At 62.4% G+C, this 24,863-nt stretch carries 20 protein-coding genes and 1 tRNA gene; 12 read left to right on the top strand and 9 right to left on the bottom strand.

The genetic code is table 11. The features are described from left to right. Window positions 1–26 precede the first annotated feature (26 nt). From secA to FJ948_RS27645, 6 genes are all read left to right on the top strand, one after another. Complete coding sequence (gene secA, locus FJ948_RS27670) at window positions 27–2,759, top strand: preprotein translocase subunit SecA (RefSeq protein ID WP_140710089.1); 2,733 nt, start codon at window positions 27–29, stop codon at window positions 2,757–2,759. 319 nt (window positions 2,760–3,078) lie between these two features. Next, window positions 3,079–4,479, top strand: coding sequence for a lipopolysaccharide biosynthesis protein (locus tag FJ948_RS27665; protein ID WP_140710087.1), 1,401 nt, complete (start codon window positions 3,079–3,081; stop codon window positions 4,477–4,479). Further along, a complete protein-coding gene (locus FJ948_RS27660) occupies window positions 4,479–5,759 on the top strand; it encodes a GNAT family N-acetyltransferase (protein ID WP_140710085.1) in 1,281 nt (426 codons plus the stop codon). The genes FJ948_RS27665 and FJ948_RS27660 overlap by 1 nt, the downstream gene beginning before the upstream one ends. A 470-nt stretch (window positions 5,760–6,229) precedes the next feature. Beyond that, complete coding sequence (hsdR, locus tag FJ948_RS27655) at window positions 6,230–9,709, top strand: type I restriction-modification system endonuclease (protein WP_140710083.1); 3,480 nt, start codon at window positions 6,230–6,232, stop codon at window positions 9,707–9,709. After that, window positions 9,709–11,175 (top strand): N-6 DNA methylase, encoded by a 1,467-nt coding sequence (locus tag FJ948_RS27650; RefSeq protein WP_140710081.1) that lies wholly within the window; start codon window positions 9,709–9,711, stop codon window positions 11,173–11,175. The genes hsdR and FJ948_RS27650 overlap by 1 nt, the downstream gene beginning before the upstream one ends. Continuing rightward, window positions 11,172–12,524: a restriction endonuclease subunit S gene (locus tag FJ948_RS27645; protein ID WP_140710079.1), complete on the top strand. Its 1,353-nt coding sequence runs from the start codon at window positions 11,172–11,174 to the stop codon at window positions 12,522–12,524. Before FJ948_RS27650 ends, FJ948_RS27645 begins: the two co-directional genes overlap by 4 nt. Window positions 12,525–13,081: 557 nt before the next feature. Here FJ948_RS27645 and FJ948_RS27640 read toward each other — a convergent pair. Then, entirely contained in the window at window positions 13,082–14,029 is a 948-nt protein-coding gene (locus FJ948_RS27640; RefSeq protein ID WP_140710077.1) for a helix-turn-helix domain-containing protein, read from the bottom strand. Beyond that, window positions 14,029–14,598, bottom strand: coding sequence for a hypothetical protein (locus FJ948_RS27635; RefSeq protein WP_246677641.1), 570 nt, complete (start codon window positions 14,596–14,598; stop codon window positions 14,029–14,031). The genes FJ948_RS27640 and FJ948_RS27635 overlap by 1 nt, the downstream gene beginning before the upstream one ends. Before the next feature lie 317 nt (window positions 14,599–14,915). On the opposite strand from FJ948_RS27635, the gene FJ948_RS27630 reads away from it, so the two are divergent. After that, window positions 14,916–15,569: a hypothetical protein gene (locus tag FJ948_RS27630; RefSeq protein WP_140710073.1), complete on the top strand. Its 654-nt coding sequence runs from the start codon at window positions 14,916–14,918 to the stop codon at window positions 15,567–15,569. Window positions 15,570–15,643: 74 nt separating this feature from the next. On the opposite strand, the gene FJ948_RS27625 is transcribed toward FJ948_RS27630, so the two are convergent. Continuing rightward, entirely contained in the window at window positions 15,644–16,312 is a 669-nt protein-coding gene (locus FJ948_RS27625) for a recombinase family protein (protein WP_140710071.1), read from the bottom strand. A gap of 214 nt (window positions 16,313–16,526) precedes the next feature. Between FJ948_RS27625 and FJ948_RS27620 the strand changes: the two genes are divergently transcribed. After that, on the top strand, window positions 16,527–17,489 hold the full coding sequence (locus FJ948_RS27620) for a hypothetical protein (protein WP_140710069.1): 963 nt from the start codon (window positions 16,527–16,529) through the stop codon (window positions 17,487–17,489). Between the two features lie 29 nt (window positions 17,490–17,518). On the opposite strand, the gene FJ948_RS27615 is transcribed toward FJ948_RS27620, so the two are convergent. Continuing rightward, the gene (locus FJ948_RS27615; protein ID WP_246677642.1) at window positions 17,519–18,874 is read right to left on the bottom strand and encodes a tyrosine-type recombinase/integrase; all 1,356 of its coding nucleotides are present in this window, start codon (window positions 18,872–18,874) and stop codon (window positions 17,519–17,521) included. A 215-nt stretch (window positions 18,875–19,089) separates the two neighbouring features. Next, window positions 19,090–19,174 (bottom strand) — tRNA-Leu (locus FJ948_RS27610). A gap of 275 nt (window positions 19,175–19,449) precedes the next feature. On the opposite strand from FJ948_RS27610, the gene FJ948_RS27605 reads away from it, so the two are divergent. Together FJ948_RS27605 and FJ948_RS27600 are read left to right on the top strand one after the other, a co-directional pair. Next, a complete protein-coding gene (locus FJ948_RS27605) occupies window positions 19,450–20,040 on the top strand; it encodes a YqaA family protein (protein WP_140710065.1) in 591 nt (196 codons plus the stop codon). Between the two features lie 25 nt (window positions 20,041–20,065). Continuing rightward, the gene (locus FJ948_RS27600) at window positions 20,066–20,584 is read left to right on the top strand and encodes a disulfide bond formation protein B (RefSeq protein WP_140710063.1); all 519 of its coding nucleotides are present in this window, start codon (window positions 20,066–20,068) and stop codon (window positions 20,582–20,584) included. 269 nt (window positions 20,585–20,853) lie between these two features. On the opposite strand, the gene FJ948_RS27595 is transcribed toward FJ948_RS27600, so the two are convergent. Continuing rightward, window positions 20,854–21,411, bottom strand: coding sequence for an HNH endonuclease (locus FJ948_RS27595; protein WP_027031236.1), 558 nt, complete (start codon window positions 21,409–21,411; stop codon window positions 20,854–20,856). 190 nt (window positions 21,412–21,601) lie between these two features. Next, complete coding sequence (locus tag FJ948_RS27590; RefSeq protein ID WP_140710061.1) at window positions 21,602–22,243, bottom strand: DNA-3-methyladenine glycosylase; 642 nt, start codon at window positions 22,241–22,243, stop codon at window positions 21,602–21,604. Window positions 22,244–22,318: 75 nt separating this feature from the next. On the opposite strand from FJ948_RS27590, the gene gluQRS reads away from it, so the two are divergent. Then, entirely contained in the window at window positions 22,319–23,194 is an 876-nt protein-coding gene (gene gluQRS / locus FJ948_RS27585; RefSeq protein ID WP_140710059.1) for a tRNA glutamyl-Q(34) synthetase GluQRS, read from the top strand. A 4-nt stretch (window positions 23,195–23,198) separates the two neighbouring features. Here the strand turns inward: gluQRS and FJ948_RS27580 are convergent, their stop codons facing one another. Both FJ948_RS27580 and FJ948_RS27575 read right to left on the bottom strand, forming a co-directional pair. Beyond that, window positions 23,199–23,486: a type II toxin-antitoxin system RelE/ParE family toxin gene (locus FJ948_RS27580; protein WP_140710057.1), complete on the bottom strand. Its 288-nt coding sequence runs from the start codon at window positions 23,484–23,486 to the stop codon at window positions 23,199–23,201. A gap of 11 nt (window positions 23,487–23,497) precedes the next feature. After that, entirely contained in the window at window positions 23,498–23,734 is a 237-nt protein-coding gene (locus FJ948_RS27575; RefSeq protein WP_140710055.1) for a ribbon-helix-helix protein, CopG family, read from the bottom strand. A 172-nt stretch (window positions 23,735–23,906) separates the two neighbouring features. On the opposite strand from FJ948_RS27575, the gene FJ948_RS27570 reads away from it, so the two are divergent. After that, entirely contained in the window at window positions 23,907–24,803 is an 897-nt protein-coding gene (locus FJ948_RS27570; RefSeq protein ID WP_140710053.1) for a DMT family transporter, read from the top strand. Window positions 24,804–24,863 lie beyond the last annotated feature (60 nt).

The following is a 24,863-nucleotide window of genomic DNA, read 5'->3' as shown; positions in this document are numbered from 1 at the left end:
GAGAATTCTATCGAAAGGACCATTGGATGGTCAGTCTCGGCGGTCTCGCCCGTAAGGTTTTCGGTTCCTCCAACGACCGTCGGGTCAAATCGACCCGCCCCCGTGTCGAGGCGATCAACGCCATGGAAAACGAGATGCGGGCGCTCTCCGACGCCGAGCTTGCCGGGCGCACGGAAAAATTCCGCCAGGACATCGCCAACGGCGCCAGCCTTGACGATCTGCTGATCCCGGCCTTCGCGACCGCCCGCGAGGCCGCGCGCCGCGTGCTCGGCATGCGCCCGTTCGATGTCCAGCTGATCGGCGGCATGGTGCTGCACAATGGCGGCATCGCCGAGATGCGCACCGGCGAGGGCAAGACCCTGGTCGCGACGCTGCCGGTCTATCTCAACGCGCTTGCTGGCAACGGCGTCCATGTCGTCACCGTCAACGATTACCTCGCCACCCGCGACTCCGAATGGATGGGCCGCGTCTATAAATTCCTCGGCCTGTCGGTCGGCGTCATTGTCCATGGCCTGTCGGACGAGGAGCGCCGCGTCGCCTATGCTTCCGACGTCACCTACGCCACCAACAACGAACTCGGCTTCGACTATCTGCGCGACAACATGAAGTATGAGCGCGCCCAGATGGTGCAGCGCGGCCACAACTACGCGATCGTCGACGAGGTCGATTCCATCCTGGTAGACGAGGCGCGCACGCCGCTGATCATTTCCGGTCCGCTCGAGGACCGTTCGGAAATGTACAACACCATCGACACCTTCATCATCCAGCTGCAGCCGCAGGATTATGAGATCGACGAGAAGCAGAAGACCTCGATCTTCACCGAGGAAGGCACCGAGAAGCTCGAGAACATGCTGCGCGCGGCCGGCCTGCTCAAGGGCGAGTCGCTCTACGACATCGAGAACGTCGCCATCGTCCATCACGTCAACAACGCGCTGAAGGCGCACCGGCTGTTCCAGCGCGACAAGGACTACATCGTGCGCAACGGCGAGATCGTCATCATCGACGAGTTCACCGGCCGCATGATGCCTGGCCGCCGCTATTCGGAAGGCCTGCACCAGGCGCTCGAAGCCAAGGAGCACGTGGCGATCCAGCCGGAGAACCAGACGCTGGCTTCCGTCACCTTCCAGAACTACTTCCGCCTCTACAAGAAGCTCTCCGGCATGACCGGCACGGCGCTGACCGAGGCCGAGGAATTCGGCAACATCTACGGCCTTGAGGTCACCGAGATCCCGACCAACCTGCCGGTCATCCGCAAGGACGAGGACGACGAGGTCTACCGGACGGTCGAGGAGAAGTACAAGGCGATCGTCAGGGAGATCCGCGAAGCCAGCGCCAAGGGCCAGCCGACGCTGGTGGGCACGACCTCGATCGAGAAGTCCGAGCAGCTGGCCGAGCGCCTGCGCAAGGAAGGCTTCACGGATTTCGAGGTGCTGAACGCCCGCCACCACGAGCGCGAGGCGGCCATCGTCGCCCAGGCCGGCAAGCCCGGCGCCATCACCATCGCCACCAACATGGCGGGCCGCGGCACCGACATCAAGCTCGGCGGCAATGCCGAGATGCGCATCGAGGACGAGCTGGGCGACATGCCGGCCGGACCCGAGCGCGAGGCGCGCGAAAAGGAAATCCATGCCGACATCGAGCGCCTGAAGGAAAAGGCGCTGGCCGCCGGCGGCCTCTACGTGCTCGCCACCGAGCGCCACGAGTCACGCCGCATCGACAATCAGCTCAGAGGTCGTTCCGGCCGCCAGGGCGACCCCGGCCGCTCGAAATTCTTCCTGTCGCTGCAGGACGATCTGATGCGCATCTTCGGCTCCGAGCGCATGGACGGCATGCTGCAGAAGCTCGGCCTCAAGGAAGACGAGGCCATCATCCATCCCTGGATCAACAAGGCGCTGGAAAAGGCGCAGAAGAAGGTCGAGGCGCGCAATTTCGACATCCGCAAGAACCTGTTGAAGTATGACGACGTCTCCAACGACCAGCGCAAGGTGGTGTTCGAGCAGCGCATCGAGCTGATGGACGGCGAAGGCCTGTCGGAAACCATCGGCGAGATGCGCGAAGGCGTCATCGACGAGATCGTCGCCAAGGCCATTCCCGAAAACGCCTATGCCGAACAATGGGATGTCGCCGGCCTGAAGGCCGAGGTCGCCGAGTTCCTCAATCTCGACCTGCCGGTCGAGGAGTGGGTGAAGGAAGAAGGCATCGCCGAGGACGACATCCGCGAGCGCATCTCTCAAGCCGCCGAAGCCGCCGCCAAGGAACGCGCCGACCGTTTCGGCCCCGAGGTGATGACCTATGTCGAGCGCTCGGTGGTGCTGCAGACGCTCGACCATCTGTGGCGCGAGCACATCGTCAATCTCGACCATCTGCGCTCGGTCGTCGGCTTCCGCGGCTACGCCCAGCGCGATCCGCTGCAGGAATACAAGGGCGAGGCGTTCGAACTGTTCCAGGCGATGCTCGGCAATCTGCGCCAGGCCGTCACCGCGCAGCTGATGCGCGTCGAACTGGTCCGCCAGGCCGCCGAGGCGCCGCCGCCGGAAGCCCCCGACATGTTCGGCACGCATATTGACGGCACCACCGGCGAGAATGATTTCGAAGGCGGCGAAACGGCCCTCCTGGTGCGCCAGGAAAGCAACGCCATCGTCGCCCCCGAGGACCGCGACCCCAACAACCCCGCCACCTGGGGCAAGGTCGGCCGCAACGAAGCCTGCCCCTGCGGCTCCGGCAAGAAATACAAGCACTGCCACGGCACGTTCGCGTAAGGGCTCGGTCTTCCCTTCTCCCCGTCCCTATATGGGGAGAAGGTGCCCGAAGGGCGGATGAGGGGCGGCGCTAACGGTGACGATTGGCGTTTGTCTGCGACCAAAACCTCGCCCGCTCCCGGCGAGCCGATTTTGCGGATAGCTTTTCTTCCTCTTCCCGCATCCACGCAAAATCTCCGAAAGCCGGCGCTGCCCTCATGCGCCCTGCCGGCACCTTCTCCCCGTGAACGGGATAAGGAAGCGCCCCCACCCACGCTTTCTTAAGGTGTCTTCGCTACACCAAAGCGTGAAAAGAGGCGGAAAACGGAGAGAAATCGGGGTGCGCTTTTCCGCGGCCACGACTGCCGGGCGGTTCTTGCCGCAGCGTTTGGCGCTGCGCATCGAGCCTTTGCTTGGACGCCTCGACGCCGTGCTGTTCACCGCCGACGAGCGCGGCGAAGCCGGCCGGATGTCGGTCATCGCCTTCTCCATCCGCATCGTCAGTGCCGTCATCGCCTTTATCAGCCAGGTGCTGATGGCGCGCTGGATGGGTTCGTTCGAATACGGCATCTTCGTGCTGGTCTGGGTGACAATGGTCATTGTCGGCAACCTCGCCTGCCTCGGCTTCCACACATCGGTCATCCGCTTCATCCCCGAATACCGCGAGCGCGGCCTGATGGACGAATTGCGCGGCATCGTCGTTGCGAGCCGCCTGTTCGTGCTGATCGCCTCGACGGTCTTCGCCGGGCTCGGCGCCCTCGGCGTCTGGCTGGCCGCGCCCTGGATCGAAAACTACTACGTGATACCGTTCATCCTCGGTGTCATCTGCCTGCCGATGATCGCGCTGTCGGATTTGCTGCAAGGGTTGGCGCGCGCCAATTCATGGGCGTTGTTCGCGCTGTCTCCGACCTACCTGATCCGGCCGGTGCTGATCCTGCTGTTCATGGCGCTGATGCTTTGGGCGGGCTACGCCCCCGACGCGCGGACGGCGATCTTCGCCTCGATCGCCGCTACCTACGCCACCACGCTGACCCAGCTCATCGGGGTCACCCAGCGCATGGAAAGGCAAATTCCGGCCGGCCCGATGAAAGTGCATTTCGCGCAATGGTTCGTCGTCTCACTGCCGATCTTCCTGGTCGAGAGCTTCTTCTTCCTGCTCACCAACGCCGATGTGCTGATGGTCGGCGCCTACATGGATCCCAATGACGTCGCCGTCTATTTCGCCACGGTCAAGACGCTGGCGCTGGTGCATTTCGTCTATTTCGCGGTCAAGGCCGGCGTCGCCCAGCGCTACGCGCAGTTCACCCATGGCGAGCCTCATAAGCTTGCCGCCTTCGCCCGCGAGACGGTATCGTGGACCTTCTGGCCCTCGCTGCTGATGGCCTTCCTGGTGCTGGCGCTGGGCGAACCGATGCTGGTGCTGTTCGGCCCCGAATTCACGTCGGGCTATCCGCTTCTGTTCCTGCTCGTCTTCGGGGTCGTGGCGCGCGCCGCCGTCGGCCCCTGCGAAAGCCTGCTCACCATGAGCGGCAACCAGAATGTCTGCGCCGCCGTCTATGCCATGACATTGGCCTTCAATATCGGACTCAACGTGGTGCTGATCCCGCATTTCGGCCTGTGGGGCGCGGCCATGGCCACCGCCTTTGCCATGATCTTCGAGGCCGGCGCGCTGTCCTTCACGGTCTGGCGCAAGCTCGGCATCGTCATGGCGATCTTCGTGCCAGCCAAAGGAGCCGTCTGATGGCCGCCATCCCTCTGCTCGAGGAAACCAGCGGCGGTCCCGCCGGCGCCATGGTGTCCGGCCTTGCCGGGCTGGCGCGCGACGCCGATCCCGCCCATATCGAGATCCTCGCCAACAACCGGCCCGAGCGCAAACTCGCCATCTACCCGGCGTCGGCCGGCTTCGACCTTGTCGAGGAACTGGACTATCTCTGCGCCCGCACGATCGAGCCGAACGTCTTCTTCAACCCGCGTTTCCTGGCGCCGGCCATGCCCCGGCTGGAAGACCGCGAAGTGCGCCTTGCCGTGATCCGCGACGGCGATGAATACCGCAACCGACTGCGGCTGCTGGTGCCGATCTCGGTGGAACGGCCGGTGGTGCCGCTCGGCGTACCTGTCATGCGCACCTGGTCGAGCCCGTTCGGCCCGCTCGGCACGCCGCTGATCGACCGCGACGACCCGGTCGGCGTGGTCGAGGATTTCTTCTCGATGCTGTCGCGCCCGCATCTCAAGCTGCCGAAAGTCCTGGTCCTGCCCGACATCAGGCTCGACGGCCCGGTGGCGAGCCTGGTCGGCACCGTGGCCGAGACGCGCGGCTTGACGCTGGTCACCACGGGCCAGACCTCGCGGCCTGTGCTGGAGAGCGAACTCGACGGCGACGATTATCTGAAAGCTTCGCTGCGCGCCCACCATTATCGCGAGTTCCGCCGCCTGAAGCGGCGCCTTGGCGATCTCGGCGTGCTCGAGCATGTCGTGGCACGCGGCCCCGAGGAAATCCGCTACGCCATCGAGAGCTTCCTGACGCTGGAAGCATCCGGCTGGAAAGGCCGCGAGCGCACCGCCATGGCCATCGACCGCTTCCGCGCCGCCTTTGCCCGCGAGGCCGTGCATCGGCTGGCCGACCAGGACATGTGCCGCATCCATTCGCTGACACTGGGCGGGCGCACCATCGCTTGCCTGATCGTCTTTGTCGAAGCCGGCGTCGCTTACACCTGGAAGACGGCCTATGACGAGACGCTGGCCGCCTATTCGCCCGGCACGCTGCTGATGATCGAGGTCACCAGGCAGCATCTCGACGACCCCAACATTATGATGACCGATTCCTGCGCCGTGCCCGACCACCCGGTGATGAGCCGGCTATGGAGCGAGCGCAAGCCGGTCGGCACGCTGGTGATCGGGCTGACCCGGGATGCCGACCGCCTCGCCCGCCAGGCCGCCTCTCAGCTGCATCTCTATCGCGAAACCCGCAACATGGCGCGCCTGCTGCGCAACCGGATGAAGAGTTTGCTGCGGCGGCGGTAAGGATAGGCCGCAGCGCCCGGCCACATTCGATCAGCCTGCGTTCTGGATTGTCCGGCTGCATGGAGCGCCATGAAATCCGCGTCCTTGATGAGTGGCGAGCACGAGAGCCGGCCCGCCTGCTGTCACCTGACGGACATCCCCATTGTCATCAGACAGCCATGGCCTCACCGAGCTCGCCTGGACGATCCGCGAGCAAGCGATGGTGAAGCATGGAATGGTGCCCCTAGCCGGGCTTAGTCGACCAAATCGAACCGGGCATTGCCGCACGGTATTCAATCGCAAATTCAACAGCTTAAAGGAAGCCGTCCCCTGAGGTTGCAAAGCTGCGTCGTACCTCAATGGGTAGCGGTCGTCGTATCTCAGGTCAAGGGCTTCGCAGTCCACGACGCGACCCGCCTCGGGCCAAGGAATGCCGGTGAATACTTTGATGATCCGGTAAGCAAACTGTGCAACATTGCCCCGGGGGAGCAATGAGCGGCACGTCCAACTTCATCTTTCTGGCGGCTCACGATCAGCGTCTTGTGGCGTTGGGCGGGCTTGCCGAGCGTTACTTCCGCGACGATCCCTCCACTGCCATCGTCAAGCTGCGCCAGTTCGCCGAGCTGATGGCCAAGCTGATTGCCGCCCGTAGTGCCGCCTATCGCGACGAGCGCGAAACGTTCGAGCAAACGCTTCAGCGCCTGTCCTACGACCGGATCATTCCGAAGGAGGTCGCCGATCTATTCCACACGCTGCGCAAGGCGGGAAACACCGCCGTGCATGAAGCTGCGGGTGACCACGGCCATGCGCTGACCGCGTTGAAGAATGCCCGATCCCTCGGCGTCTGGTTCCACCGCACCTATGGAAGGCAGCCTACCTTCAGTCCCGGTGCGTTCGTTCCGCCACCCGAGCCTGTCGATGCGATAGCGCCGCTGCAGGAAGAGATCGAGGCGCTAAGCCGCAAGATCGCCGAGAGCGAGGTCGCCGTGCTGGCAGCTCGTCGTGAGGCGGAAGAACAGGTCCAGCGGCTGAAGCGCGAGACCGAGGACCGGGCGACATGGGAGCAGCTTGCCCAGGAGACCGAGGCCGAGAAATCGGCGCTTGCCGCGATGCTTGCCAGTCTCCAGGCCGGGGCCGTGACGCCGCAACATCACGGGCTCAGCGAGGCACCTGCATCTTGGCAGGCATTCGACCCGGATGGCGAAGCCGAGAAGATCGAGATCGCGGCCAAGCTTGCCAGTCTCCAGAAGGAGGCTGAGGCCGAGCCCCGCGACACAATCATGAAGTTGATCGTGGGGGGCGAGGAAGCCGCAGCTAAGATCGAACTTGACGAGAGCCAGACCCGCGCCCTCATTGACCAACAGCTCCGTGATCGTGGCTGGGAAGCCGACACAAAGGCCTTGCGGCATAGTGCCGGCGTCCGCCCGGCCAAGGGCCGCAACATGGCCATTGCCGAATGGCCAACCGCCAGTGGCCCGGCAGACTACGCTCTGTTCGTCGGCATGACACTGATCGGCGTGGTGGAGGCCAAGCGCCAACGCAAGAATGTGTCCGCAGCCATCGACCAGGCTGAACGCTACTCGTCCGGGATCAGCGACAGCGACGACTTCGTCATGGCGGGCGGACCGTGGGTCGGGCATCACGTGCCCTTCGTCTTTGCCGCGAACGGGCGCTCGTATCTGAAGCAGATCGAAACCGCCAGCGGCATCTGGTTCCGGGACACGCGACGCAGCACCAATCACCGCCGCGCGCTCGTGGACTGGCTGACGCCGGAGGGCTTGTCTGGGCTTCTGGAGGTCGATCAGGATGCCGCCACCGCCGCCTTGAAGACCGAGCCATTCGAGTTCGGCTTCCCGCTCCGGCCCTATCAGGAAGGGGCCATCCGGGCCGTTGAGACTGCCTTGGCAGCCGAGCAACGCTCAATCCTAGTGGCGATGGCGACCGGAACCGGCAAGACCAAGCTCGCCATTGCCCTGCTTTACCGGCTGCTGTCGGCCAAGCGGTTCCGTCGCATCTGCTTTGTCGTAGACCGCAGCGCGCTCGGGCATCAGACCGAGGGTGAGTTCTCCACCACCAAGGTCGTCTCCGGCAAGACCTTCGCCGAAATCTTCGGCCTGAAGGGATTGGGCGACGTTGTGCCCGAAGTTGAAACCAAGGTCCACATCTGCACCATTCAGGGGCTGGTCAAGCGAGTGCTGTTCGCCGCCGACACGTCCGAGGCTCCTCCGGTCGACCAGTACGACCTGATGGTCATCGACGAGTGCCATCGTGGCTACTTGCTCGACCGTGAGATGTCCGACGCCGAACTTAGCTTCCGGGGCCAGGATGACTACATCTCGAAATACCGACGTGTGCTGGAGTACTTCGACGCGGTGAAGATCGGCCTGACTGCCACGCCCGCGCTGCACACCACCGACATCTTCGGCGAACCGATCTTCCGGTACTCCTACCGCGAAGCCGTTGTAGACGGTTACCTGATCGACCACGAGCCGCCGGTCCGCATCGAGACGGCCCTGGCACGGGCTGGCATCAGGTTCGCGAAGGACGAGCAGCTTGACCTTCTGAACACCCAGACCGGCGAGATCGACCTTGCCCACGCGCCCGACGACATCCGTTTCGAGGTGGACCAGTTCAACAAGCACGTGATCACACCGGAGTTCAACCGCGTCGTCGCCGAGGAGTTGGCTAGGCACATCGACCCGGCGCTTCCCGGCAAGACGCTGATCTTCGCCGCGACTGACGCCCATGCCGACATCGTGGTGAGCGCTATCAAGAAGGCCTTTGCCGAAGCCTATGGCGAGATCGACGACGCGGCTGTGAAGAAGATCACCGGCAGCGTGGACAAGGTGCAGAACCTAATCCGCTCTTTCCGCAACGACGCCAACCCGCAGATCGTGGTGACGGTCGATCTACTCACCACTGGCATCGACGTGCCGAAGATCACCAACCTTGTCTTCCTGCGCCGGGTCAACAGCCGCATCCTCTACGAGCAGATGATCGGCCGGGCGACGCGCCAATGCCCCGAGATCGGTAAGGATGTGTTCCGCATCTTCGATGCTGTGGACCTCTATCCGCATCTCCAAGACCTCACGGACATGAAGCCGGTCGTGGTCAATCCTTCGATCACCTTCGAGCAACTCGTGCGCGAACTGATCGACACGACCGAAGACGCCCATCGCGACACGATCCGCGAGCAGCTTGCCGTAAAGCTGCGCCGTCGCCTGAAGAAGCTTCCCGAGGAAGCCCGGCAGCGGTTCGAGGCAGTTGCGGGCGAGACGCCGGAGGCAATGCTAAGGCGCCTGTTGGCCGACGATGCTCCGGCCTTGGCTGCATGGCTGAAGGATCGTTCTGCCGTTGGCCCCATCCTTGACTGGCAGGGCGATGGCGACAACCCACGCTTCGTCCCAATTTCGCACCATGCCGATGAGGTGGTGGCAGTCAGCCGTGGCTATGGTGAGGCGACGAGGCCGCAGGACTTCCTCGACGGGTTCTCCGCCTTTGTTCGTGGCAACGTCAACACCATCGCCGCACTCAAGCTGGTCGTGACCCGCCCGCGTGATCTTACCCGCGCTGATCTGAAGGAGCTTCGTCTCGCGCTCGACCGCAACGGCTATTCAGAAGCAAATCTGCGCCGGGCCTGGGCGGATGCGACGAACGAGGAGATTGCCGCCTCGATCATCGGTTTCGTGCGCCAGGCCGCCATCGGTGATCCGCTGAAACCCTACGCTGACCGGGTCCGAGCCGCTATGCGGACCATCATGGCGAACCACCAGTGGACGGAGCCGCAGAAGCGGTGGCTGGAGCGCATCGGCGAACAGATCGAAAAAGAGGTCGTCGTCGACCGCGAGGCCATCGACAAGGAACCCTTTATCGCCGATGGAGGGTTCAACCGGCTCAACAAGGTGTTCAGCGGCGGGCTCGAAACTCTGCTCGCCGAGATCAACGAAGAGATGTGGAAGAAGACCGCCTGATGACCAGCACCACCGACATCGTCGCCAAGCTCTGGGGCCTCTGCAACGTCCTGCGTGACGACGGCGTCACCTACAACGTGTATGTAACCGAACTGACCTTCCTGCTCTTCCTAAAGATGCTGGAGGAGACTGGACGTGAGAACCGTCTGCCGGACAACTATCGCTGGGGCTTGCTCGCCAAGCGTGAGGGCATGGAGCAACTCGACTACTACAAGTCCATGCTCCTCGACCTTGGGAAGGCCAAGGATGGGTTGGTTCGCGCCATTTTCATCGACGCGCAAACATGTCTCCGCAAGCCTACAAATCTTAAGGCGCTGACCTCCAACATCGACCAGTTGGATTGGTTCTCGGCCCGCGAGGAAGGGCTGGGCAACCTTTACGAGGGGCTTCTGGAGAAGAATGCTTCCGACAAGAAGTCCGGTGCTGGGCAGTACTTCACGCCGCGCCCACTGATCGACGCCATCGTACGCCTCATGCAGCCACAGCCGGGCGAGACCGTGCAGGACCCGGCCGCCGGCACCGCTGGGTTCCTCGTCGCTGCCGACCGATATATCAAGGATCACACCGACGACCTTTACAAGCTGCCCGAGGCACAGGCCTTCTTCCAACGGCATAACGCATTCGTGGGCGCGGAACTCGTGCCCGATACGCATCGGCTCTGCATGATGAACCTGCTGCTGCACGGTATCGAAGGCGGCGTGGACAACATCGACACCCTCTCCCCGGATGGCGAGGCGCTGCCAAGGGCAAACCTGATCCTGACCAACCCGCCGTTTGGCACTAAGAAGGGCGGCGGTCGCCCGACACGCTCCGACTTCTCGGTGACGGCTGACACATCGAACAAGCAGCTTGCCTTCGTCGAACACATCGTCCGGGCCCTGAAGCCCGGCGGTCGCGCTGCAGTGGTGGTCCCGGACAACGTGCTGTTCGAGGACAATACTGGCCGGCGCCTGCGGACATGGCTGATGGACCTGTGCAACCTGCACACGATCCTGCGCCTGCCTACCGGTATCTTCTATGCGCAGGGCGTCAAAACCAATGTGTTGTTCCTCCAGCGCGGGAAGACCGACAAGGCGAACACGAAGGTCGTGTGGGTCTACGACATGCGGGCTAACATGCCCGCCTTCGGCAAGACGCGCCCGCTCACCGTCGCCGACTTTGCCGACTTCGAGATCGCCTACGGCTCCGATCCGAACGGCAGGGCCGAACGGAAGGATCAGGGAGAGGAAGGCCGCTGGCGCAGCTTCAGCCGCGAGGCCGTCACGCACCGCAAAGACAATCTCGACATGGCATGGCTGCGCGACACGGAGGCTGAAGCAGAGGAGGCGCTGACCGAGCCGGAAGATATCGCCGCCGCCATCATCGGCCATCTCAAGGCCGCGCTCGAAGAGATCGAGGCTCTGTCAGAGGAGATCGAGCCGAACGGCCTCGAGGAGCCTGCTGCCATCGCCGAGGCAGCTGAATGAGCGAGTTGCCGGATGGATGGCAAGAGGTTCCGCTCTCCGAAGTAACCGACAAGATCGGAAGTGGTGCCACGCCGAAGGGTGGCCACGCTGCGTACTCGTCCTCGGGGACGCCCTTCATCCGGTCGCAGAACGTCCATTTCAGCGGGTTTGCGGATGTCGGCCTCGCTTACCTTGACGACATGCAGGCTCGAAAGCTGGATGGCGCGACGGTCCGCAGCGACGACGTTCTTCTTAACATCACTGGGGCATCCATTGGCCGTGTCACAGTCGCGCCAGAACGCATGGACGGTGCTCGCGTCAATCAGCACGTTGCAATCATCAGGACCACCGAAGGCATCGAACCTGTGTTCGTTGCGAAGTTCCTTGCTTCGCCGCCCATTCAGCAATTCATCGTCGCCGAGAACTACGGTGTTACCCGCCAGGCTCTCACCAAGGCGATGATCGAGGAAATTGAACTCCCAGTCCCACCGCTCCCCGAACAGCGGCGGATCGTGGCGAAGATCGAAAGCCTCGCCGGCAAGTCCAGACGTGCCCGCGATCACCTCGACCACATCCCTCGTCTCGTCGACAAGTACAAGCAGGCTGTGCTGGCGGCGGCCTTCCGTGGGGATTTGACTTCGTCGGACCGCGTGGCTCAAGGATGGCCAGATTGGACCTTTGAGCGAGCGGCAGATGTCTGTGCGAAAGTCCAAAGCGGAGGCACCCCAAAGGAAGGTTTTGAGACTACCGGGGTACCGTTCCTCAAAGTCTACAACATAGTCGACCAGAGTGTATCGTTTGACTATAGGCCGCAATTCGTAACTCCATCTGTCCATGCTGGAGAATTGCGTAAGTCCATTGCGCTGCCGGGCGACGTGCTGATGAACATAGTTGGGCCACCTCTTGGAAAAGTCGCGATCGTTCCAACAACGTATCCCGCGTGGAACCTGAACCAGGCGCTGACGCTATTTCGGCCGTCAGCTCGCGTTGGGACAAAATGGCTATATCACTTCCTGTGCAGCGGTTTGTCGGTCACGGAGATCGCCAACGAGACAAAGGGTTCGGCTGGGCAGGTCAACATCTCGCTTAGCCAGTGCCGCAACTTCATGTTCCCAGTTCCCTCGTCCGCCGAGCAGGAGGAAATTATTCGCCGCATCGAAACTGCCTTGAATTGGATCGACCGGCTTGCCTCCGATGCGAACAGCGCCCGCAAGCTGATTGACCGCCTCGACCAGTCCGTCCTCGCCAAGGTCTTCCGGGGCAAACTCCTGCCTCAGGACCCCACCGACGAACCCGCAAGCGCTTTGCTGGAGCGGATTAGGGCAGGACGCGACACTGCAGCGAAGGTGAAGCAAGGACGGCGAGGTTGATAGCCGAGTTGCTCATGAACGTCGCTTTGGAACAGGGATGACTTGTCGGCAATCCTCGTGATCAGGAGCGGGGATCAGCGACACGAGGGCACCAGAAGTACCGCTCATGGTCACCAGCATCCATGCTGGGTCGCTATGAGGTCCTCTTCTGGTCGACCTGGGGCTTCAGAAATCCTGGAAGACACATCCATCTCTGGCGAGCAGGAGCGAGCCCTGCCGAGGGTTACGAGAGGAAGACCATCATAGCCTCCTACCGGAAGGTAGGCACTCATGATCTGTCCTCTCCCTTCACTCCAGGCTCGCTCTGCTCGCGTTGTGAGGGTCGACCTCGTCATCCCATCACCCTCGGTCAATCTTCACCTCATTTCACGTCGGCCTTCGGTGCCCTCGTTCCAAGCTGTTCCGAAGCCTTCCCGTGAAGATCCAATGAAGATGTAACTGCTGATTGGAGGATGATCATGTGGAATGGTGGTCACCCATTCTGAGGTCTTCCCCAAACCAGCATGTGGCCTTTAGGTGTATATCTTAGTGAAGACCCGGAATTGTTTGACACTCGGTCATGAGGCCACAAGTGCCTTGAAGTGATGCGACACGATCTGCCGGGACTTTCCGAGAAGCCGGGCGATTTCAGCCTGGGTCTTGCCTTCATCGAGAAGGCGACGGACCTCCTCCCGCAATGTCGACGGACGGCCGCGCTTTGCCTTTAGCTTCTCGACGGACTTCGGCCAACGGGCATCGAGCCATGCCACGCCGTCCGGTGACAGGACATCGAACTCAATCCCTGCTCGGGATTTCATCCGTCTGCCGAAGCCGGCCTGAAGTGCCCAGGTGGCAAGGCGTTCCGTAGTGCGGTAGTCGGGCTTGGTGGCCCCAAGCCAATCTTCACTACTCTTGTTCAGCCATCCGCCTTCGCTTTCGGCTGGGTCAACTATGCATGGGGCCGAACGGACCTCGATTTCAGGCTGGAGGAGATGGAGGCTGCTCATCACATCCCGAGCCCTTCGACCACCCATGCCCTTCGACTGTCCATAGGCTGTGATCGTGAGCCATTCGTTGCCCACCGACCCGAAGTTGTCCATGCCATCGTCGAGAGCATCCACGTGAGAGGCACCATCAAGGGACGCCTGGGTTGCCCCGAAGTTGGAATAGAGCGCGCGCCTTGCCTTTCCCCGATAGACCCGCTGGACGATATCCTTGAAGTCGATGGGCTTGCCGCCGACGAACCGCCGGCCAGCCATCAGGATCGACCAGTCGCGGTTCTCTCCAAGCGACCCCGGCAGCAACCGAGAACGGTAGCGGTCCATCGCTTCGCGGTCTGGAGTGCGGCTCTGCTCAGCAGTTTCGGGCTCAGGATCGAAGCCTTGCCTGCGTCGCTCATTGGCGCAGAAGACGCATTCGCAGGTCATCCACACCGTCGACGATCTGGGCTCTGTCTCCTGGATGTCGGCCGAACTGTTAGCGGGCTCGCTGATGGCCCGCGCGTCCGCCTCCCCGTCTTCGTCCATCAGTTCGACGACCGCTTGAACAGGTCGGAGGCGCGATGCTCGACGAGAAGCTCGCATGCCTTCTCCAGCGCCTCGCCCATGTGCCTCAGGACCCTTCCGCGCGGCCTCGGATAGACGTGCAGCTCGGTCGCGGTCGCCCCATCGCCCCACCTCTTGTGCGTCCCAGACGCCATCCGATGAATGAGCTTGGCGCCCTGCACCTGCCTGAACTCGGCCTTCCGCTCGGCTTGTGGGTCGTCCCTAATGATCATCTCGACGGCCAGCCACGCAGCGACTACGCGACGTGGATCGACGCCGGCCTTCCGCAGCCTCGCCCAGGCGGCATTAGCGCGCTCTTGTGGTGACAGCCCGCGCAACCGGAAAGCCTCCACGTGAGGTCCCGCAGTCCGCAGAAGCGTCGCTACCCGATCGACTGCATTTGTTACGTAGGTGTCGCTCTGGTTCGCCTCCAGCCATGCCAGTGCAGCAGCCCGGTATGGGTTGATCTCTCGTGCCTCGTAAGACGGCTTATAGGCGCTCCCGTGGCGCGCGTAGTGATCCGCATGGGAACGGCAGAAGCGCGTGTCCAAGCCGTCCTGTATGCCCGCACGGGCCGGTCTGGAGCAGCCCACGACCCTGCAGCGGCTGAACATGTTGCTCGGCTCCCCTGCCCGTGACTTGACCTCACTCTTTCGCTCACGCTTCCTTGCCCAGTTTCGCAACGTTGCTCCACTCAAAATGACCACCCCGCTGTAGCCAGAACAAGGGCGTGTAACAGCGATCATGATGGTGAGCAACCACACGCAGCCACCCTGACCAGACGCGACCCACTAATGAGCCAGCGCTCTGATGTTGACTAACTGCAGATTATCTGCTCAGATAGACAATTAACTGAAGGGAGTTACCAATGGGACTGATGATCACAGCAACGCACGCAGCCGGTGTCGGCCCCGGCCTCTGGACCTTCCAGATGCCTCCGCATCAGGTCCGTTTATTTGGAGCTGCCCCGACCTCTATCGGTCACCGCAGCGTAATTGTCGTCAAAGCGTGCAACTTCGACGCCAAGGCGCAAACCCTACAGTTCGATGTGGATGACGCCGTTGCCCTGAATGTAGGGACACAACCCGAGGCAATCGCCATCGCGGCGGAGACGTCGACATCGCGCGGTCAAGCCGCGTCCACGTCTCGCAATGCAACCCCCGTGTCGACCTATGCCCCCGGCGACCGGCAGTTTCTTTCGTTGGTCAAAGACCTACTCCCTCTGCCCATGCAGCGGGCAGCGGCAGCGCTGTTGGACGGGGTGCGTCAGCGTGCGCAGGGTGAACTGAAGCGCGGTCTTGCTCGCAACTTCAGCGAAACCCCAGACAACTTTTGGTACGTCATCATTCAGCCCCGGGTCGCGCAGCTTTCGATCACCATTCGTGGGCCAGTTGAGCATTTTGAGAGCATGGCAAAGCTGCCGATCAAGGATGACCGGGGCAACACCCTTTTCAAGGTGACCAGCGAGGCTGACGTACCGAGCGCGCTCGAGTTGATCTTCCACGCCAAGCGTCGGAAGTGAGCAAGGCGCGTCCTTTCCGCTTGGCCAGAAACCGCCTGCTACGTCGTCCCAGTAGCGGGTGCGACCGACTGTGGCTACCTAGTCTCGACTAAGCGCTGCACCTGAGATGCCGAGAACGGCTGTCCGTTCGAGGTCATATAGCCCATCTGGGCAAGTTCCGCTCCGATCTCCCGCAGGCTCCTTGCCTTGCCCGTCTTGGGGCTCTTGCGGGCCAGCCGCTTGGCTTCCCGGATCAACTCCGGGCTGGACACCCGGTAACCATGGTTGCCCTCGACGCGCCTCCCAGCGGCCTTCGAGGCCCTGTCTCGCGCGCCTCTGAGCTTCGCCACAAGTTGCGCCTTCTCAAACTCAGCCACGGCCCCGAGTATCTGCCGCACCATCGCAGCGGTCGGCGTGTCATTCGTGAAGCTATCCGGCGCGTCGACTGGGATCAGTTCATAGCCGAGACCCTGCAGGAGCTTGTGGCCCGCGATCTGCACCGCAAGGTCACGTGCAAACCGACTGGCGTTCTCGATCAGGATCACCCGCGCACCGTTGCCGGCCATGTACTCAAGGAGGTGTTGGAAGCCGGGGCGCGTGTCAATCGGGTCGGCCCCGCTCACCGCCGCATCGTGGAACCACTCCACCACCGCCAGCCCGTGCCGGTTGGCGTACTCCTCGATAGCTTGCCGCTGCCTAGGCGCGCTGTCGCCGTCGACATTGGTCCGGCTGGAGGTCCGAAGGTATGCAACTGCCGTGGTCATTCTCTGACATCCTATCCCATGCATCACAAGCCAATGGGCTCGTTCTGTGTACCTTGTACTTGAGAATTAGGTACGAGATCAAGGTCCACTGTGGGTCAGAATGGCGGGGGGGGTTGGATGGGCCTGGTGGTGAGGGTATTCCCGCCGTCGATCCCGAGGGAACCTCTCGGTCTCCGTGTAGTGGAAGTGGACGGGGTACGGGGGGCCGTGGCGCATGCTGAATATTCGATCACCCGCGCGAACTTTTTTCTCAAACATTTCGGTGGGCGAAGTCGATCAGCTATCGGCAACAGCACTCACAAACACTAAAGGTTGCAGGAGAAAGTCGAGGAGCTTTGTGATGGCACTCCCTCCTGTGGAAGGGGCTTTGTTTCGCAGAAACTATGTCAGGGAACCAGTTCCGTTGGCAGACAGTGCTCGGGCGCGCCAGCGTCTCTTGGTGTTTTTTACAGATTTCTTAAGCCCAGACCAGCAGGCCAATTTCGTCACTGAAGTCGAACGGCTGCTTGGCATCGAGTATCCAAGGACGCCGGGTGGCTATGCTCTTCATGGAGATTTTTGGAGACGGGCGGGGATAATCGACGTGCTGAGCGGGATAACGCTGGTTCTCAGGTTGGCGCAGTCACGGGGACAACTGAACCAACAACGAGCACATGCGACCGCCCGTAGGATCATCGCTGAGGAGGGCCTTCACTACCGAATAGACGACGCTCTCGGGGTTCACTATTTGGTGGATGAGGAATTTGCGCGCATTTCTGAAACCGCGCTCGCGGGACTGGGGCAGCCACGCTTTGCAGCGGCAAGCCACGCTCTCGACGAAGCTCTCTCCCACCTGGACCCCGGTCGCCAAAGCGGCAAGGCCCTCATCCGGGGGGTCTTCGAGGCCGTCGAAAGCGCCTTCTTGGTGGCGATCAACCAACCAACCGTCAACAGGCTGAATGCCCAGTCGATCGATGCTCACCTCAAGCCGATCTTGATGGCAAGGTATGCGAGCTACGCTGAAGCTCAAGACAAGGTTGATCGCGCCATGGAAATGTTCAAGGCTTGGGTTCACTCGGCACACCCCTTCCGCCATGGTGCAGCGCTGGCCCAAATTCACGAAGCTCCTATCGACTTGGCCATCATGTCTGCCACGCAGGGAATGGCATTTCTTCGGTACATCGTGGCAGCGCCCTGAAGCTCCTCCGCATTTGCGCGGTCGGCATCCTAGGCAGATCCGCATCCCGTGATGTCCATAGCCTTCCGCAGCGCCCTCGTCGCCGCCACAAGCCGGCCCTCGGCCCCACCGTAACGCTTCCCTTCGCCGCCCAATGCGTGGCCAAGAACCAGCTTCCGGTCAGCCTCTTCGATCCCCGCAATCTTGAGCTTGTCAGCCATGTTGTGCCGAAGCGAATGCACCCTCGCCAGCTTATCGTCGGTGATCTCCCGAACGTGCTTCATGAGCGCCGCTGAGGCTGATGTGTTGCCACCTTCAACGCCGTAGCGCGGAAACAGCATGTCACTTTCGCCTATCAACTTGAGAGCCGCACGGGTCGCCTCGAGAGCGTCACCCACAAGCGGCACCCTGCGGATTGACGCCACGGTCTTGAGACCCCGCCGACCATGGGGCCTGATGTCGAGGTAAGGCATCTCGCCATCCGCTACGACGTCCACAACCCGAAGACCGGTCACTTCCGCAAGACGGCAACCGGTACCTTCCAGCATCCTCCAAATAAGGATGAGGTCGGGTTGTCTGGACAGTCTCTCGATCCTGTCACGGATTGCCGTCGCCTCCTCGACCGTCAGGGGCCTTCCTTCTTCATCTGCCGTGGGCCCGCCATAACGACCACCCGCGAGGATCGGCAGCCCAGTGAAGTGGTTCTTCAACTCGTGGAGGTCCGGGAACTCGGCAATCGCGTGGTTGATGATTGACCGAACGTCGTTGAGATAGCGGTCCACCGTCCCAGCAGCCACCCTGCCCTTAAGGTACGCTTGTACCTTGCGGGCCTCCTCACGCGAGATACTTGCGATAGTCGGCACTCGTCCCAACGCCTCGACGATGGCGTCCGCCGCCCGTTCCGCGCGCTGCTCGTCCTTCTTCCGCTCCAGTTCGCCCGGCTCCCTCAAGGCGAAGCGGTCCTGAAGATAACGCTTCTTGGCGTCCATGATGGTCACAGGAGGGGCCTTGGGGTCGGGCGTCATCATTACTCGGAGCAATGCCGCGTCTGCCTTCGTCAACCCTGCCGGCTCGTCCGGCTCATCAACATCGGTCGCATAGGCTCCGCCCTCCGCCCGGTAGCTGGGGCGGTACTGCTTCGCGACGCTATCGGCTATCAGCTCCCGCACCTCGTCGTCGGCATCATCGCTGTCGTCATCATCATGGCGATAGGGGTTGACCCCAAGGTCTCGTGCCCGATCCATCGCATCGTTGAATAGCTCGCGCGCCGTCTTGTCCTGCTGAACCTTCGCCGCCTTCGTCTTCCCATTGAGGGCGTCCCACGCTTCGGCGAGCGCCTTCTCAACTTCTTTGTCGACCTTGCCGTAGGCCTTCGTCGCCGCGACAAGCGTCTTGCCCAGCGGCACGACCAACTCGCCCTTTCCAAGATGCTCTTTGAGCCCCCCGGCACCGGGCGGCGGTATCGGTAGGACAACGTCCCGCGCTTCTTGCCCTGCCGCTCCTGCAAATACTTCATCGTCACATTGACCATAACTGTCCCTCTCTCGGTACCGTACGTCGTACCTCAGGGGACTTCTAAGCCCTTGCTACTGTTGAATTTCCTGGCCCGAAGAAGGTCCAGTGGTGCCCCTAGCCGGGATCGAACCAGCACTCCTTGCGGAACTCGATTTTGAGTCGAGCGCGTCTACCAATTCCGCCATAGGGGCTCAGGCCGGGCGGCCTGGATGGGCGCGGACTATACGGTCGGAGGCCTGTTCGTCAACGGCCAATTCTCGCGATCGTCCGGATGCGACCAATCTTCGCCTTTCGATTTCGCGATAGGGCTGCCATTGTGCAGCGCGGAAAATCTTTCTAGACAGGCGGCGCATCAAAGCGCGGCGCGTCTGGAGACGTGGACGCGGCGCGCTTTGCGTCCTTGTTTGATCCATGCCTTTGTCCAGCGCGGCCGCGCGGTTTTGGGCCACATGCACTAGGAGAGCCGATGCTTCGCGGATTGTACGACTGGACCTTGTCGCTGGCGGCGCGAAAGTCGGCCGAGTGGTGGCTGGCTTTGATCGCCTTCGTCGAAAGCTCGGTGTTCCTGGTGCCGGCCGACGTGCTCTATCTGCCGATGGCGCTGTCGCGGCCGGATCGCGCCTACCGCTACGCGCTGATCGCCACCGTCGCTTCGGTGCTGGGCGGCGTCGCCGGCTGGTTCATCGGCCATTACGCCTATGAGGCTGTCGCACGGCCGATTCTCGAATTCTACGGCAAGTATGACGAGTTCGAACAGTTGCGCACCTCGTCCGGCATCGGCTTCATCATCCTGATGCTGATCACATCCGGTGCCGCCCATTTGCCGCCGATCAAGGTGGTGACCATCTTGTCGGGCGTCATCGGCGTCAATCTGCTGCTGTTCATCGGGCTGGCGATCGTCGCGCGCGGCGCCCGTTTCCTGCTGCTGGCCTGGCTGCTGCGCCGCTATGGCGAATCGATCAAGGAATTCATCGAAAAGCGTTTGGGGCTGATCGTCGGCGCCGGCGCCGTTGCCCTCATTTTGCTCTATATCCTCGTCAGATACGCCCACGGATAGCAGCGCAACCAAACGGATCCCCGAGATGACATCGACCATGACCGCCGGCACCGGAAATCCGCGGACGCGCGCAGCGCTCTTTCTCGCCGTCGCCATGGCCGCGACGGTCGGCTCCGCGCTCGCCTTCCAGTACATTGGCGGCTATATCCCCTGCCACCTCTGCCTGGAACAGCGCACGCCCTATTACATCGGCGTGCCCTTGATGCTGCTGGCGGTGATCGCATCGATGCTGCGCGCGCCCGCATGGCTGACGCGCGGCCTGCTGGCCATCGGCGGCCTCCTGATGCTCTACGGCCTCTATCTCGGCGTCTATCACTCCGGCGTCGAATGGCAGTGGTGGGCCGGCCCGACCGACTGCACGGCGGGCGCCGGACCGGTCGACACCGGCGGCAAGGGCGTGCTCGACGCGCTCGACAAATTCGTGCCGCCCTCCTGCGACAAGGCCGCCTTGCGCATTCTCGGCCTGTCGCTGGCCGGCTGGAACGCCATCGCCAGCCTGATCCTCGCCGCCGTCGCCTTCCGTGGCGCGCTTTCTCGCGACTGACGACTCAGTCGGCACGAAGCAAAACTCGCGCCGCCCTGCATGCGGTCGGCGCCGCCCTTCATTGTCCTACCGGACGTTTCTCCCCGTATATGACGGGGAGAAAGATTCCGTCGTCAATGGTTTCGCCAATCATCAACGTTGCAGAACGGTGCCGGCGTCGCGGACAGTTCCCTTCTCCCAGTCACTATACGGGGAGAAGGTGGCGGCAGCCGGATGAGGGGGCAGCGCCGGGATCGACAATTTGCGTGGCTGACCGATCGCGTCGAACTCTACGGCTCCAACTCCACATCCCAGTAGAGATAATCCATCCAGCTTTCATGCAGATGGTTGGGCGGGAACAGGCGGCCGTTATTGTGCAGATCATGCACCGTCGGCTGGTAGGGCTTCTGCAGGGGAAACATCTTGGCATGCGCCGGCATCATGCCGCCTTTCCTCAGATTGCAAGGCGAACAGGCGGCGACGACATTCTCCCACGTCGTCGCACCGCCGCGATGGCGGGGGATGACGTGATCGAAGGTCAGATCCTCTGGCGTGCCGCAATACTGGCACTGGAAGCGGTCGCGCAGGAACACGTTGAAGCGGGTGAATGCCGGGTGCCTCGACGGCTTCACATAGGCCTTCAGGCTGACCACGCTCGGCAGCTTCATCGAAAAGGTCGGCGAGGACACCGCATGCTCGTATTCGGCGACGATATTCACCCGGTCAAGAAAAACCGCCTTGATGGCGTCCTGCCAGGACCAGAGCGACAAGGGGTAATAGCTGAGCGGACGGTAATCCGCATTCAGCACCAGCGCTGGAAGCCCATCCGGAGATACGGCAACCGTCACCTTGTTGACCTCCTTGGTTCGCACACGCCCTCGAAAATCGAAATTTCGACTCTCGCAAAGGACCGCGTGCAGCTTCAAAAGCCCGACCGTTCGGCGCGGATACTGTAAGCCTGACATGACAGGGATGTGAAGCGGATTGTCACTCGCCCTAACTGCGAAAAACGCATGATTTTCATGCTTTTTTGCGGATTCAGGCTGGCGGCGCGGCGTCCCTGCCCCTGGTTTCGCGATAATAGGACCAGAAAAGCCGCGATGCGACACCTCGCCACGGGCTCCATGATTCGGCCAGGGCGATCAGTGTTTTCTCCGCTGGGCGCGGGTCGATACCGAGCGCATGGCCGACAGCGCTCTGCAGGGCGACGTCCCGCGCCGGGAAGATGTCGGGGTGTCCGGCGGCGAACAGTAGGTACACTTCCGCCGTCCAGGGACCGATGCCGGGCACCGCGGTCATTGCCGTGATCGCCTCCCCGGCGTCGAGCGAACAGAGGTGATGCAGGTCGAGCCCGTCGACCACGGCTTGCGCGACCGCGATCAGGCCGCGCTGCTTGGGCCGCGAAAGGCCGGCCTCGCGAAACATGTCCTCGCCGGCGGCCAGGATCGCTTGGGGTGTCAGCGGATCGACCAGTTTCGTCAGCCGGCCGAAAATGGCATCGGCACTCGCCCGGGAAACTTGCTGCGAGACGATGATCGAGGCGAGGCTTCTGAACCCGGGCTCCGAGAGCCGCAGCGGCACCTCGCCGGCCATGCCGCGCACCTTTTCCAGGCGGGGATCGATGATGCAAAGCGCATCGAGCCCGCGCTCAACGTCGTCCAGTGTGGCGATGCGCTGCATGGTATCCTTGTCCGCGAATGTGCCGCAAAGTAGCAACCGCCAAAACCACAGCACAACCCGATTGCCGCCAGAGACATGACGCTCCTGACATTCCGCTTCGCGCCCAGCCCCAACGGCCAACTGCATCTTGGCCACGCCTATTCGGCGCTGCTCAACCAGAAGCTGGCAAAGGCGTCAGGCGGCCGCCTGCTGCTGCGCATCGAGGATATCGACATCACGCGCTGCACGCCGGAGTTCGAGGCGGGCATGCTCGCCGACCTGAAATGGCTCGGCCTGGCCTGGGAAAAGCCGGTGCGACGGCAATCAGAGCATTTTGCGGAATACGGGACGGTGCTCGAGCGCCTGATCCGCGAGGAACTGGTCTATCCCGCCTTCATGAGCCGTGGCGAGATCAGGGCTTTCATCGCCGACACCCCAGCGCGCGGCCGCGACTGGCCGCGCGACCCCGACGGCGTGCCGCTCTATCCCCCGGCCGACAAGGCGCTGCCGATGAAGGAGCGCAAGCGGCGGATTGCCGGGAACGCGCCGTTCGCCTGGCGGCTGGACGTCGGCGCCGCCATGGCGCGTGCCGGCAAGGGCCTCACATGGACCGAATTCACCGATGAGACGCTTTCCGCCACGCGCTCCGTGGAGGCGCGTCCGCAGGACTGGGGCGACGTGATCGTGGCGCGCCGCGACATCCCGACCAGCTACCATCTCGCCGTCGTCATGGACGACGCTCTGCAAGGCGTCAGCCATGTCGTGCGTGGCCAGGATCTGTTTTCCGCGACCGGTGTGCAGCGCCTGCTCCAAGAACTGCTCGGGCTGCCGCGGCCCGCGTATTTCCATCATCGGCTGATCCTTGGGCCGGACGGGCGAAAACTGTCGAAGAGCCTCGGGGATACCGGCCTCGCCGCCTTGCGTGACGCAGGGGCTTCGCCGGATGATGTCGAAAGGATGGTGGGGCTATAAGCGGTCAAGGTTCGTTGGGCCATTGTCGCGCACCGTGCTGAACGAAGAGAATCTCGATTTCCTTATCCCTGACGCGGTAAGCGACAATGTAGGGCGTGCTCGGGATGACCAGTTCGCGTGTACCATTGATTTCGCCGGTGCGGCCGATGAATGGATTCGCCGAAAGAAGGCGACTGGTTTTACCATGGATCTCCTTGACGATGCGGGCAGCGGCGCGTGGATTGTGTTCGCTGATGTAGTCGCCGATAGCTTCAAGCTCAGTCAGGTAGCGTCTGGTCCAGACAATGCGCATGATTGCCCGGCTTACGCCGTGCTGTATTTATTGAGGACCAAAGCAATCTCTTCCTCGGTGGCGAACTCGCCGCGATCGGCCTCTTCAAGCCCGGCCTGGACGCCCGAGATCCAATTTTCTTGCCATGCGAGCGAGCGTCCGCGCGCAAGCGCGTCCTCAATGATCTGGGCACGCGTTAGCGTCGACCGGGCCGTTAGCGCATCGATGCGCCGCAAGAGATCATCTGAAATGCCGTCGATCCTGTCCATATTGCTATTTTGCCACAGACACGGCCGCGTCGCCAAGAAAATACCGTCTGAGCATCCCGACAGGTTCATCGTCCCCATGACCCATGGATCAATCGTTTCGTTTTGCGCGGCGGGCTGAACGGGACTAGAGCATCGCCACGGTCAGTTCTCACCAGTGTGGCGGTCCCGGAACATGCACAGCCTCAAGCGGTTCATCCCCGCCACCTTCGTCGTCCTGTGGGCGACCGGCTTCATCGGCGCGCGCTATGCCATGCCGTGGGCGGAGCCGTTCACCTTCCTCGCCGCGCGCTTTATCATCGCCGCCGTGCTGCTGGCCCTGCTGACGCTTGTGCTGGGCTCGAAACGAGCCACCAGCAAGGAGGCGCTGCACGCCACCGGCGCCGGCGTGCTGATGCATGGCGTCTATCTCGGCGCCGTCTTCTGGGCCATTCATCGGGGCATGCCGGCCGGTTTTTCGGCCCTGATCGTCGGCCTGCAGCCGCTGATCACCGCGGTGCTTGCGGGCAAGTTTCTGGGCGAGGCCATCCTGCCGCGCCACTGGCTTGGCCTCGGCATCGGCCTGGTCGGCATCGTCATCGTGCTGTGGCCAAAACTCGGGGCGCTCGGCGGAGGCGTGACTGCGGCGACGCTGACCGCCTCGCTGGTTTCGGTGCTCGGCATGAGCGCCGGCACCATCTGGCAGAAGCGTTTTGCTTCCGGCGGCGACCTCGTCGCCGCGACCATGTGGCAATATGTCGGCGGCGCCTCGCTGATGATCCTGGCCGCGCTTGCCTTTGAAACGCACACCGTCGTCATCAATGGCGAACTGATCTTCGCCATGGCCTGGCTGGTGCTGGTGCTGTCGCTCGGCGCCATCTTCCTGTTGATGGTGATGATCCGCGACGGCGAGATGTCGAAAGTGGCCTCGCTGTTCTATCTGGTGCCCGCCGTCACCGCCCTCATCGCCTGGGCCCTGTTCAACGAACAGCTCAACGCCTTGCAGATCGTCGGCATGGCGATCACCACCTTCGGCGTCGGCCTGGCGACAGCGCGACAGGCCAAGGGGAGAACTCAGGAATTGAGGAATTGAGGAATTGAGGAATTGAGGAATTGAGGAATTGAGGAATTGAGGAATTGAGGAATTGAGGAA

The sequence above is a fragment of the Mesorhizobium sp. B2-3-12 genome, assembly GCF_006442205.1.
GTDB lineage: Bacteria > Pseudomonadota > Alphaproteobacteria > Rhizobiales > Rhizobiaceae > Mesorhizobium.
The sequence above is the reverse complement of the archived record's forward strand: the minus strand, read 5'-3'. Positions and strand labels throughout refer to the sequence as shown.

Coding starts and splice junctions, on each gene's coding strand:
- secA (WP_140710089.1), top strand. CDS start 27: ATGGTCAGTCTCGGCGGTCTCGCCCGTAAGGTTTTCGGTTCCTCCAAC.
- FJ948_RS27660 (WP_140710085.1), top strand. CDS start 4,479: ATGGCCGCCATCCCTCTGCTCGAGGAAACCAGCGGCGGTCCCGCCGGC.
- hsdR (WP_140710083.1), top strand. CDS start 6,230: ATGAGCGGCACGTCCAACTTCATCTTTCTGGCGGCTCACGATCAGCGT.
- FJ948_RS27650 (WP_140710081.1), top strand. CDS start 9,709: ATGACCAGCACCACCGACATCGTCGCCAAGCTCTGGGGCCTCTGCAAC.
- FJ948_RS27645 (WP_140710079.1), top strand. CDS start 11,172: ATGAGCGAGTTGCCGGATGGATGGCAAGAGGTTCCGCTCTCCGAAGTA.
- FJ948_RS27640 (WP_140710077.1), bottom strand. CDS start 14,029: ATGGACGAAGACGGGGAGGCGGACGCGCGGGCCATCAGCGAGCCCGCT.
- FJ948_RS27630 (WP_140710073.1), top strand. CDS start 14,916: ATGGGACTGATGATCACAGCAACGCACGCAGCCGGTGTCGGCCCCGGC.
- FJ948_RS27625 (WP_140710071.1), bottom strand. CDS start 16,312: ATGACCACGGCAGTTGCATACCTTCGGACCTCCAGCCGGACCAATGTC.
- FJ948_RS27620 (WP_140710069.1), top strand. CDS start 16,527: ATGCTGAATATTCGATCACCCGCGCGAACTTTTTTCTCAAACATTTCG.
- FJ948_RS27605 (WP_140710065.1), top strand. CDS start 19,450: ATGCTTCGCGGATTGTACGACTGGACCTTGTCGCTGGCGGCGCGAAAG.
- FJ948_RS27600 (WP_140710063.1), top strand. CDS start 20,066: ATGACATCGACCATGACCGCCGGCACCGGAAATCCGCGGACGCGCGCA.
- FJ948_RS27590 (WP_140710061.1), bottom strand. CDS start 22,243: ATGCAGCGCATCGCCACACTGGACGACGTTGAGCGCGGGCTCGATGCG.
- gluQRS (WP_140710059.1), top strand. CDS start 22,319: ATGACGCTCCTGACATTCCGCTTCGCGCCCAGCCCCAACGGCCAACTG.
- FJ948_RS27580 (WP_140710057.1), bottom strand. CDS start 23,486: ATGCGCATTGTCTGGACCAGACGCTACCTGACTGAGCTTGAAGCTATC.
- FJ948_RS27575 (WP_140710055.1), bottom strand. CDS start 23,734: ATGGACAGGATCGACGGCATTTCAGATGATCTCTTGCGGCGCATCGAT.
- FJ948_RS27570 (WP_140710053.1), top strand. CDS start 23,907: ATGCACAGCCTCAAGCGGTTCATCCCCGCCACCTTCGTCGTCCTGTGG.